Genomic DNA, 9,167 nt, shown 5'->3' with positions numbered 1-9,167 from the left:
CTAGTGTCGCGTGATCCTGTTCCTTTGCGTCCGCTGTGGATCAACGTGGTTCCTGGCAAGGCGGAGGAAAGCCGCTCGTACTGGATGTACTTGGGCTTTTCTCCAACGCCGTAACACAGACAGGGGCCGCTGTTGGCCGCAGCGGCGTCAAGGTTTCAGGGTCACGCGACACTAGAATTGATACCGGGGCCGGAGGCGTCAGCGGGACTTCGCGTACGCCTCCAGGGTCGCAAGCTGCGCCGGGTCCAAGGAGGCGCGGACCGAGGCTCTCGCCGTGGTCAGATGGGTCGCGGTCACGATCATGGCGTCCAGGGACTCGCGCATCGCCGTGAGTGCCGACTCCCGGATCAGGGCCGCGCAGTCCGCGGCGGAGTAGCCGTCCAGATCGGCGGCCAACTCGGCGATATCGACGTCATCGGCCAGCGGGGTGTTCTTCGCCGCCGTGCGGAGGATTTCGGTTCGTGCGTCCGCGTCCGGCGGGGGGACGTACACCAGGCGCTCCAACCGGCCCGGGCGAAGCAGCGCCGGGTCGATAAGCTCCGGGCGGTTCGTCGCACCCAGGATGACCACATCGCGCATCGGCTCCACACCGTCGAGCTCGGTCAGCAGCGACGCCACCACACGGTCCGACACGCCGGAGTCCGACGACTGGCCACGGCGCGGCGCCAGCGCGTCCACCTCGTCCAGGAACACCATCGCCGGCGCGGCCTCCGCGGCCCGGCGGAACAGCTCCCGCACCGCCCGCTCCGACTCGCCGACCCACTTGTCCATCAGCTCGGCGCCCTTGACCGAGAACACGTTCAGCTTGCCCGTGCCGGCGAGCGCCCGCACCAAGAACGTCTTGCCGCAGCCGGGCGGACCGAACAGCAGCATCCCCCGCGGCGGGTCGACGCCCAGGCGCGCGAAGGAGTCCGGGTACTGCAGCGGCCACAGCACCGCCTCGGTGAGCGCCTGCTTGACCTCGACCATGTCGCCGACCTGGTCGAGCGTCAGCCCACCCGTCTGCAGTGTGTCCGAAGTAGACATCGAGGTCGGGCGCACGGTGTCCAGCGAACCGAGCAGGTCCGCGGCGGTGACCGTCGGTTCCTCGGCCGCCTTGTGCCGCAGCGCCGCGCGGACCGCGGCTTCCCTGCGCAGCGCGATGAGGTCCGCGGCGACGAAGCCCGGCGTTCGGTCGGCGACGGCCCCGAAGTCCACATCGGACTCGGTGGGCACGTCGCGGAACAGCACCCGCAGCAGCTCCGTGCGCACCTTGCCGTCCGGCAGCGGAAGCGACAGCGATCGGTCCAGCAGATCCACCCCGCGCACCCGGGGATCGAGCGCCTCCGGATGCGCCGTGGTCGCCACGATCGCCAGCTGCGGCGTGCGGATCGCCGTGCGCAGCGTGTCGATCACGACCGTCGCCACCGGCGGTGGGCTGCTCACCGGCAGCAACGCGTCGAGATCGGTGATCAGCAGCACCGACGGCCGGTCCGCGCTGACCCCGGCGATCGCCGCGGACAGCCTGCGGGCACCGGCGTTGGCCTCCAGCGCGGCGATCGTGGGCGCGGCCAGCTCGACGACCTCCGCGCCGGTCGCGTGCGCCACCGAGCGCACGACGGTCGCCTTGCCGACCCCCTCGGGCCCGGTGACCAACGCGCCCAGCTGCGCGGCGGCGCCCAGCTTCGCCAGCAGCTCCGGGCGGCGGAACGCCAGCTCGAACCACTCGGTCAGCCGGTCGGCCACCTCGCGGGCGCCGACCAGGTCGGTGATCGGCGGCGGGGGTTCGGCAGGCGGTGCGGTCGGTGCGACGACATCCGCCTCGAGCGGTGTGTCGGAGTCGGTGACCACCCGCAGGGTCGCGCCGGCCGGGCCCGCGAGCTGGGCGACAGGCGCCTCGCCGGTACGCGCGCCGTCCCGCCAACCGACCACAGTGGACGGATGGACGGCGACGGGTCCGGCCGGCTCGGTCGCGGTGACGGTCAGCAGCTCGTTGGTCCACGTCATGCCGATCGCGCGGGAGAGCTTGCCCCGTACGGCGCCGAGGTCCGACCCGGGTGGCGGCGCGAGGTCCTGGGGGAGCAGCGACACCGCGTCCCCGACCGTGAGGATCTTGCCGATCAGCGCCAGCCGCACGGTCTCCGGCGACAGCGACACCGACGCGAGCCGCGAGCCCGCGACCGTCACCGACCGCGCGGGGCCGACGGTCGCCGGCGCCACCACGACCTCGGCGCCCTCGGCCACGCCGACGTTCGACATCGTCACGTCGTCGAGCAGCACCACGCCCGGCGCGCCGGCCCGGTCCGCCTCCGCGGCGAGTGCGGCGCTCACCCGGGCACCGGTCAGCTGCACGCCGTCCCACGGCTCGAGCCCGAGCGCGTCGAACACCTCGGGGTGCAGCCGCACCACGCCGCGGCGGGTGTCGAGAGCCGACGGCGACAGCCGGGCGGTGAGCGTGATCTGTGGCATGGGTCCGGAGACTACTGGTCGCCGCGTGACGGCCGGGCCTGGTTGCGCCGCAGTCCCGTGCGCCGCCAACCGCGCCCGCGCAGCACCGACCGGCGCACCCGGTTGGAGTCGGTGGGCAGCAGCACCGCGCCGCCGCGATGACCGTTCCCGTTGCGCCGCGCCACCGAGACCGCGCGCCTGGCGGCGCCGGCGACCTTGCGCATCGGCGGCCGGAGCCCGAGCCGCCGGCCGACGCCGTGTGCCCGGCGGATGGCCCGGCGCTCCCTCGGCGGCACGTCCCATGCCTCGGGGTGGTTGGCGAGCCAGTGGCTGCGGCGCACCGCGTACGGGATGTGCAGCAGGTAGATGATCAGCGCGCTCGCGAGCGCCACCCACGGGTAGGTGATCACCGCGGCGGCGAGCAGGCCGACCAGCACCAGCAGCGGCGCGACCGCGCGGGCCGGCACCCGGATCGTCTTCAGTGACAGCGTCGGGATGCGGCTGATCAGCAGCGCCGCGATGGCGACGGTCCACACCGCGACCACCGGACCGGTCGACCACCAGCCGTCCCGCCCGATCTGCACGCGCAGGATCAGCGGCAGCAGGAGCAGCAGCCCGCCGGCGGGCGCGGGCACGCCGACGAAGAACTCCTTGGCGTACAGCGGTTGCTCGGTGTCGTCGAGCAGCGTGTTGAACCGGGCGAGGCGCAGGATGATGCAGACCGCGAACACCAGTGCGACAACCCAGCCCAGCCGGTTGCCCTCGAAGCGCCACACGTAGAGCACCAGCGCGGGCGCGACGCCGAAGGAGATCGCGTCGGCGAGCGAGTCCAGCTCGGCACCCATCTTGCTGGTGGCGTCGAGCAGGCGGGCGATGCGGCCGTCCAGGCTGTCGAGCACCGCGGCGACCGCGATGGCCGCGATCGCCGCCGCGAAGTTGCCGCTGAGCGCGAACTGGACCGCCGAGAGCCCGGCGCACATGGCGAGCACCGTGATCGCGTTCGGCAGCACCCGAACGCCGGGTGAGCGCGCGACCACTCAGCCCTCCGTAGGTGTGGGAGTCCGAAGTGGACTGTTCGGGAGCTCGGCCAGCACGGTCTCGCCGCCGATCGTGCGCTGGCCGGGTTCGACCAGCACGCGCGAGTCGGTCGGCACGTAGAGGTCGACCCGGGAGCCGAACCGGATGAGCCCGTAGGTCTCGCCGGCACGCACCTTGTCCCCGGCCGCGACCCGACAGACGATCCGCCGCGCGATGAGCCCGGCGATCTGTACGACGGCGACCTCGTGGCCCTCGGGGGTGGTGAGCAGCAGCGAGTTGCGCTCGTTGTCCTCGCTCGCCTTGTCGAGGTCCGCGGAGAGGAACTTGCCCGCCTTGTACTCCGTGCGGGTGACCTGGCCGGACACCGGCGCGCGCTGCACGTGGACGTCGAACACCGACAGGAACACGCTGATCCGCAGCCACTCGTGCGACCCGAGACCGAGCTCGGCCGGCGGCCCGGCGAGCACCACCTGCGACACGGTGCCGTCCGCGGCGGCGACCGCGAGGTTCGAACGCGACGGCGTGACCCGCCTGGGCTCGCGGAAGAACCAGGCGACCGCGCCGGTGAGCACGGTGCCGACCAGGCCGAGCCGGCGCGACAGTCGGCGGACCACGAGCGTGGCGGCCGCGGCGCCGAGCACGAACGGCCGGCCGGCCGGGTGCATGGGCGGTACGACGCTCCTGGTCAACGCCACGATATGGGCGAGCCTGCCGGAATCGTATGGCTCCTGGGGATCGGTCATATGGCCGGACATTCCTCGCACGGGTGCGGTTATCAGATACGAACCACGCTACGCCCATCGCGGAAAGTGACCGGTGGGGGAGGCTTTGCCCGCCCGTCGCGCCGGCCGGCCGTGCATCCCCCGACGACATGCACCGCCAGCCGGTCGACCTACGGTTCAGCGCACCGGCAGTGTACGCCCGCACACGAGCGGTGAGCAATGGCGAACTGTAGGTATTCGGTTACTGACGGTTGCCGGTTCTGCCCCGCCCCGCGGCCTGAACCAGGCGCAGGATGAGCAGCAACACGACCGCGCCGAGGGCGGCCACGCCCAGGCTCGGGAAGTCGAACTCGAAGGTCTTCTCGTGGCCGGTGACCCACTTGTGGAGCAACCCGCCGAGGGCCGCGCCGACCACCCCGACCAGCACGCTGACGAGGCACCCCTGCCGTTGCCGGGCGCGCCCGCCGACCACGACGTTGGCGACCCAGCCGGCGACGGCCCCGAACACGATCCACGCGACGACTCCCACGCCACCACCCTATTGGCGGGTCAGCGCAGCAGCACCACCTCGACCTGGGCGCCGGCGGGGATCACCGTCTCGTCCTCGAGGACCACGATCAGGCAGTCGGACGCGGCGAAGGACGCCAGCAGGTGCGAGCCGGGCCCACCGACCGGGGTGACATTGCCGCCGTTGCGTTGACCGCGCCGGTACTGCCGCTTGCCGATCGGTGAGCGCAGCTCCTCGGTCGTCGTGGCGCGCGCCCGCGGCCGGTCGACCACCCGGTGCCCCATCGCGGCCAGCAGCGCCGGGCGCAGGAAGAGCTCGAACGACAGCGCGGTCGACACCGGGTTGCCGGGCAGCGACACGACCGGCAGGTCGCCGAACCGGCCGCTGCCCTGCGGTCCGCCGGGCTGCATGGCGACCCGCAGGAACTCCACGCCCTGGCCGGACAGCGCGTCCTTGACCACCTCGTACGCGCCCGCGCTCACCCCGCCGGAGGTGACCAGGACGTCGGCGTCGCGGTGCTCGCCGATCGCGGCGTGGAACGCGGCGACGTCGTCGGGCACGAACCGCAGCACGGTCGGCTCGGCGCCGAGCTCGGCCGCCGCGGCGGCGAGCAGCACGCTGTTGGACTCGTAGATCTGTCCCGGCTTCAGCGCAACGCCCGGCGCGACCAGCTCGGTGCCGGTCGACAGGATCAGCACCCTGGCCGGCCGGTGCACGGGCAGCTCGGCGCGGCCGACCGCGGCCGCGAGCCCGAGCTGGGCCGCGCCGAGCACGGTGCCCGCGCGCAGCACGACGGCGCCCGCGGCCACGTCCTCGCCGGTACGGCGCAGGTGGGTGCCGACCGGGACCGAGGCGCGCACGGTGACCGTCGGCATGCCGCCGTCGGTGTCCTCGACCCGCACGATCGAGTCGGCCCCGGGCGGCAGGGGCGCGCCGGTCATGATCCGGTGCGCGGTGCCCGGCCGCACCGGCACGACGTCGGTGCGGCCGGCCGGGATGTCCTCGGGCACCGGCAGCGTCACCGGTGCGTCGGCGGTGGCCGAGGCGACGTCGACCGCGCGGACCGCGTACCCGTCCATGGCGGAGTTGTCGAACGGCGGCAGCGCCACCGGCGAGGTCAGGTCGCGGCCGAGGACGAGCCCGACGCAGTCGGCGAGCGGCCGGTCGACCACCGGCAGCGTGGGCAGGAGCGCCGCCACCGCGGCCCGATGCTCCTCGACCGACCGCGGCCCGGCCTCGGTGTCGGCGGCGGTGTTGGTGGCTGGTGTCACGGCTCGCATCCTGCCCCCTCACGCACCGCGCCCGGCGTCCGTCCCGTGCCAGACTGCCCATGACCGGTCGACGATCACATCTCACGGAGGGCTGGCTGTGCAGGTCCGCACTCGGCACACCCCGGCGTTCGGTGTCGCCCGGCTGTTGCTGGCGCCCGGTGAGGCCGTGCAGGCCGACTACGCCGCGATGATCGCCACCAGCTACGGGATGCTCGTCGTGCCGTCCCGCGGCGGCGCGCGCGGCAAGGCGCGGCGGGCGGTGTTCACCGCCCCGGCCGAGGGCGGCTGGGTCGACGTGGCGCCCGCGCTGCCCGGCGACGTGCACACCGTCGAGCTGGACGGGATGGCCGGCTGGTGCGTCACGCGAGGGAGCTGGCTCGCCGCGGCCGCCACCGTGCGCGCGGACCCGCAGTGGCCCAACTTCCGCGGCCTCTTCGGCGCGGACATCGGGTTCCTCGATCACGTCTCCGGCGACGGCGCGATCGTGCTGGCCTGCTGCGGCTCGCTCGACGTGGTCACCCTCGAGGCCGGCGAGGTGATCACCGTCGACCCCAGCTACCTGCTGGCATACGGCGATCTGACGCAGAGCCGGCTACGTGCGGTGAGCCCGTCGCTGCCGCAGTCGGTGCGCACCGGCGAGGGACTGTTGCTGGACTTCGCCGGGCCTGGTCAGGTGCTCATCCAGACACGGAACCCCCGAGCCATGGCAGCCTGGTTGGAGGCGGGCGGCGGTCGGTGACCCCGCTCGGTAACGGCACGGTCCCGGATGGGGGAGAACCGCACGCGGGGCGGATACGTCGAACGTTAGGCTTCGCGTGGCGATGGGTCAGTCGCACCACCGCCGGGCTGCGGGGCGCTCGGGTCGTCGCGGACGGCCCTCACGAACGAATGGATGAGTTAGTGGCGGAGGACCTCACCGGGCGTCGCCTGGGGCATTACCGGATCGACGGTGTGCTCGGCAAGGGCGGCATGAGCGTGATGTACAAGGCCACCGACATCCGCCTCGGCCGCAAGGTCGCGCTCAAGGTGATCGCCGAGCACCTCACCGAGGACCCCGAGTTCCGCGAGCGGTTCGTCGACGAGGCACGCAACACCTCCGCCATCGACCACGCGAACGTCGTGCCGCTGTACGACTTCGGTGAGGTCGACGGGCTGCTCTACATCGCCATGCGGCTGGTCGACGGCTCCGACCTCGCCTCGCTCATCAAGGACGGCCCGCTCGAGCCGGAGCGCGCGCTGGCGCTGCTCAACCAGGTCGCCGAGGCGCTGGACAACCTGCACGAGCGTGGTCTGGTCCACCTGGACGTCAAGCCGGCCAACGTGCTGGTGACGAGCCGCGAGTCCACCGCGGAGCACGTCTACGTCGCCGACTTCGGGCTCACCCGGCGCGGCGCGACCGGTCACCGCACCCGCGGCGGCGACTTCCTCGGCTCGCCGACCTACGCCGCGCCCGAGCACCTGCGCGGCGAGCCCGTCGACGCGCGCACCGACGCGTACTCGCTGGCCTGCGTGCTGTTCGCGTGCCTGGCCGGGCGGCCGCCGTTCCAGGGGCCGGTGCCCGAGGTGATCCAGGGGCACCTCAACCGCGACGCGCCTGCGCTCACCGACTTCGTCTCGCTGCCGCCGGCCATCGACGACGTGATCCGCCGCGGCATGGCGAAGAACTCCAAGACCCGGTACGCGAGCTGCCGGGAGCTCATCGCCGCCGCGAAGCAGGCGCTCGCGACCCCGGTCCAGCCCGCCCCGCCCACCCAGCCGGTGCGTCGCGGTCCCGCCGTTCCGGTCGGGCACGGCCCGCGGCAGAACACCGCGCCGATGCCCAACGGCGGTCCCGGCCCCGGGGGCTACCCGCCGCGCCCGCCGACCACGCCGCCGGGCGGCTACCAGCGGCCGGTTCCCGCCGGCACGCACTCGTCGTCGGCCGACCCGGTGCGCCTGCGCCCGCCGGTGCCGGCCGGTCCCAGCACCGCGTTCACCACGTCGGAGACCACCGGCGGCGCCCGGTGGGTCGCGCCGGTGATCGTCGGCCTCGTCGCGATCGGGTTGATCGTGGCCGCCATCCTCGTCTTCTCCGGTGGGGACGAGGAGAACGAGGACCCCGGCGGCGGTGGCGGCACCGAGCAGACCACGACCAGGACGTCCCTCCCGTCGATCAAGGTCGGCGGCGGCGACGACGGATCCGCCGAGACCGGGTCGTCGCAGGCCCCGTCCAGCGGCGGACGCTGACCTGCGTTTCTTGCACTCGCCGGGGTAGAGTGCTAAACACGGTTCTGGCAGTCGGTAGTTCCGAGTGCCAGAACCCTGAGGTCGGGACGGTGAGGCAGGCTTCCGCATGCGGAGGTCCGGCCGTCCGTCGCGGGCACCGAGCCTGGCCGAGCTATGTGACGTCCAACGATCGCGGGCGCCCGCCCGTGATCAACAACGGAGGACTTACACCGCAATGGCCAAGTTGATCGCGTTCCACGAGGACGCGCGCCGCGGTCTCGAGCGCGGGCTTAACACCCTCGCTGACGCCGTCAAGGTGACGCTCGGCCCCCGTGGCCGCAACGTCGTGCTCGAGAAGAAGTGGGGCGCGCCCACCATCACCAACGATGGTGTCTCCATCGCCAAGGAGATCGAGCTCGAGGACCCGTGGGAGAAGATCGGGGCCGAGCTCGTCAAGGAAGTTGCCAAGAAGACCGACGATGTCGCGGGTGACGGCACCACCACCGCGACCGTGCTGGCCCAGGCGCTCGTGCGCGAGGGCCTGCGCAACGTCGCGGCCGGCGCCGACCCGCTGTCGCTCAAGCGCGGCATCGAGCAGGCGGTCGAGGCTGTCATCGAGCAGCTGCACAAGGCCTCCAAGGAGGTCGAGACCAAGGAGCAGATCGCCGCGACGGCGTCGATCTCCGCCGCTGACACCACGATCGGCGAGCTCATCGCCGAGGCCCTGGACAAGGTCGGCAAGGAAGGTGTCGTCACCGTCGAGGAGAGCAACGCGCTCGGCATGGAGCTGGAGCTCACCGAGGGCATGCGCTTCGACAAGGGCTACCTGGCCGGTTACTTCGTGACCGACCCGGAGCGGCAGGAGGCCGTGCTCGAGGAGCCGTACATCCTGCTGTTCGGCTCGAAGATCTCCGCCGTGAAGGACATGCTTCCGGTGCTGGAGAAGGTCATGCAGGCCTCGAAGCCGCTGCTGATCATCGCCGAGGACGTCGAGGG

Annotated in this window: 8 protein-coding genes; 3 read left to right on the top strand and 5 right to left on the bottom strand. The window is 72.7% G+C overall.

The window, feature by feature from the left end; genetic code table 11:
* Positions 1–198 precede the first annotated feature (198 nt).
* The 5 genes from GEV28_RS40490 to glp form a co-directional block, all read right to left on the bottom strand.
* Entirely contained in the window at positions 199–2,448 is a 2,250-nt protein-coding gene (locus tag GEV28_RS40490; RefSeq protein WP_291419406.1) for an AAA family ATPase, read from the bottom strand.
* Between the two features lie 11 nt (positions 2,449–2,459).
* Positions 2,460–3,464, bottom strand: coding sequence for a CDP-diacylglycerol--serine O-phosphatidyltransferase (pssA, locus tag GEV28_RS40485; protein WP_291419404.1), 1,005 nt, complete (start codon positions 3,462–3,464; stop codon positions 2,460–2,462).
* A complete protein-coding gene (locus GEV28_RS40480; RefSeq protein ID WP_291419402.1) occupies positions 3,465–4,208 on the bottom strand; it encodes a phosphatidylserine decarboxylase in 744 nt (247 codons plus the stop codon).
* A 220-nt stretch (positions 4,209–4,428) separates the two neighbouring features.
* A complete protein-coding gene (locus GEV28_RS40475) occupies positions 4,429–4,716 on the bottom strand; it encodes a GlsB/YeaQ/YmgE family stress response membrane protein (RefSeq protein ID WP_291419400.1) in 288 nt (95 codons plus the stop codon).
* A gap of 20 nt (positions 4,717–4,736) precedes the next feature.
* Complete coding sequence (glp, locus tag GEV28_RS40470; protein WP_291419398.1) at positions 4,737–5,966, bottom strand: gephyrin-like molybdotransferase Glp; 1,230 nt, start codon at positions 5,964–5,966, stop codon at positions 4,737–4,739.
* Positions 5,967–6,063: 97 nt separating this feature from the next.
* Here glp and GEV28_RS40465 point away from each other — a divergent pair, with 97 nt between their 5' ends.
* From GEV28_RS40465 to groEL, 3 genes are all read left to right on the top strand, one after another.
* Positions 6,064–6,705 carry an AIM24 family protein gene (locus tag GEV28_RS40465; protein ID WP_291419396.1) on the top strand — a complete coding sequence of 214 codons (642 nt, stop codon included), beginning with the start codon at positions 6,064–6,066 and terminating at the stop codon, positions 6,703–6,705.
* Between the two features lie 161 nt (positions 6,706–6,866).
* A complete protein-coding gene (locus GEV28_RS40460) occupies positions 6,867–8,192 on the top strand; it encodes a serine/threonine-protein kinase (RefSeq protein WP_291419394.1) in 1,326 nt (441 codons plus the stop codon).
* A 214-nt stretch (positions 8,193–8,406) separates the two neighbouring features.
* A partial coding sequence (groEL, locus tag GEV28_RS40455; RefSeq protein ID WP_291419392.1) for a chaperonin GroEL occupies positions 8,407–9,167 on the top strand: 761 nt, incomplete at its 3' end.

This window comes from Actinophytocola sp. (assembly GCF_009379765.1).
Classification (GTDB): domain Bacteria; phylum Actinomycetota; class Actinomycetes; order Mycobacteriales; family Pseudonocardiaceae; genus Actinophytocola.
This window is presented reverse-complemented; position numbering and strand designations above follow the sequence as displayed.

What these genes read in the sequence shown, in the direction of transcription:
- GEV28_RS40490 (WP_291419406.1), bottom strand. Translation starts at nt 2,448, where the DNA reads ATGCCACAGATCACGCTCACCGCCCGGCTGTCGCCGTCGGCTCTCGAC.
- GEV28_RS40480 (WP_291419402.1), bottom strand. Translation starts at nt 4,208, where the DNA reads ATGACCGATCCCCAGGAGCCATACGATTCCGGCAGGCTCGCCCATATC.